The 2,177-nt window shown below is 36.1% G+C and carries 2 protein-coding genes; both read right to left on the minus strand.

The window, feature by feature from the left end:
• Positions 1–470: 470 nt before the first annotated feature.
• A complete protein-coding gene (locus HC728_RS19420) occupies positions 471–1,478 on the minus strand; it encodes a hypothetical protein (RefSeq protein WP_190395957.1) in 1,008 nt (335 codons plus the stop codon).
• 160 nt (positions 1,479–1,638) lie between these two features.
• Entirely contained in the window at positions 1,639–2,013 is a 375-nt protein-coding gene (locus HC728_RS19425) for a VOC family protein (protein ID WP_065623089.1), read from the minus strand.
• Positions 2,014–2,177: the final 164 nt, after the last annotated feature.

Below are 2,177 nucleotides of genomic sequence, written 5' to 3' on the forward strand. Positions count from 1 at the left end.
CTTAAACTGCGAGATAAAGTGAATGGAAAACAGATACATTTCTTACACCATTTGAACGGTTTGGTTTCAGCAGATTTGGAACTGATAAACCAAATATCCTAACAACAATTGGGATTGAAAATGCTGCGAGCAAAACACTGATGCAGATTAAAATGAGGCATAACCAAAGAACAATTGAAGCGTAAAATAGCTTCTGAAACGCCTGAACTTAGGGAAATAAGGGCCAATTTGCCGAACCTAATAATAACGAAAACCAAAAGGCAATAAAGAAGAAAGGAACGCTTACTAAGCCGAAACTACGAAAGCCGCGATCCTTTTGATGAACCGTACAAAAAATTTCGGACTCAGTACGCACAACGCCTGCATAACACGTTTGCTACGATACAGATTAAGCTCAAATTTACCACTTAATACGGTAAACTCAAAGAAACCTAGAATGCCGAATGTAGCAAATCGTGTTGATGCGATTGTTATGTTTTTGGCTTAGATACATGTTTTATCAATTCCATAACCAATTCAGGATATGTAGTTTCAACCACTTGCTGGGCTTTATAAATTGCTGGCCAAAGAATATCTCCTTTTCCCCCTTGAACTAATGAAACCCAATATGTAGGAAAATACCTTACTAACATACTCATATAATATGACGTTATATACAACATAGCTAATTCGGAAAACTGTCCATTATTATTTAAAGGGCAAGATATCGATAACCTAGGAATTGAACCAAATTGTTTATTAAGATATGAATGCGAAAATAGTGCAGTGTTCTTGGTGAAAATAGTTTCTGGAGCTCTTAAAGTATTATCAGACTCGATGGAATAATTAATACTTTCGAATTGATTTTTTAAAACATCAGGAATAATGGCATTAACCTTTAAACCATCACCTGAATTATACGTCATTTCATTTACGTATATTGATAATGGTGAATGATCAGCAATTTTTAGCTCATTTGCTAAATCAGGTAGTCGCTTAAGTATCTCACCAAAAGTTAAAACATAACCCATTGGCGGCTTCTCATAATTAATAGCCCAGTCAACACTTGAAGATCTAACATGTATACAGGATTTATTTTCTGTTGCGTCAATCAAGTCAACAAATAACCCTTTACATAAACTGACCCTAAGATCTAATAGCGCACTTAAGCTTTGGTGCAGCTCACCTGAGAATACTTTACGCCAATCATCTGTACTCAAACCATGACCTGCTGTTAAAGTTTCCTCACCACCTTTTAGTTTAAGTAAGAGAATTAGTGCTCTACTTAAACTAGCTACCCCATAAAATGTTAAAAGTGGTCTGACAAAATAATTTGATTCAAAGGCATTCCGGAAGTACTCTCGAGATTGTTTCGCTGCATTATTAATGGCAATAATTCTATTTGCTGCCAGTTTTCTTCCATGAATTTGACTATAAAGTCTTTCAACTGCATCTCTACTTTCAAGAACTAATAGTTCTTGCCACACTTTACCGTTCAATATAACGTTCTCCGTACTTAATAAAAAAACATAACGCCTGCATAACACGTTTGCTACCATGCAGACCTAGCCGAATTTTAATGCCTTAATCACTGAAACTAAAGGCAAACTGACAACGCCGAGTGTAGCAAATCGTGTTGATGCATTTGTTATATGCGTTCTAAAATTGATTAAAAACAGCTTCTATTTTATTGCCATCTAAATCCAGAACATAAGCTGCATAATAACCTTCACCATATTCAGGTCTTAGATTAGGCTTACCAGAACAAGTAGCACCATTTTCAATTGCTACCTTATAGAAATTATCGACTGCTTCAGTATTTGGGGCATTAAAAGCGACATGAGAGCCATTACCATTAGTCGGACTATTTTCGCAAGGGCAACCAATCCAAAATTCAAAACTATCACCATAAGCTGCTGCAATTCCATCAATATAATGGGAGCGCTTTATTGATAGAGTTTCAAATACCGCATCATAAAATGCCACTGCCGCTACTACGTCTTTTGTACCAATAGAAATATGATTAATGATCACGTCAATCTCCTTATTAATTTCTAATCCTTTCAAGCATATAACGCCTGCATAACACGTTTGCTACTATGCAATCATACTTGAAATTGACGCCTTAAAATGAGAAACACCCGACAACCTGAGATGCCGAGTGTAGTAAATCGTGTTGATGCATTTGTTAGCCGAAC

This window comes from Aliivibrio sp. S10_S31, from assembly GCF_014694495.1.
GTDB classification, from domain to species: domain Bacteria; phylum Pseudomonadota; class Gammaproteobacteria; order Enterobacterales; family Vibrionaceae; genus Aliivibrio; species Aliivibrio fischeri.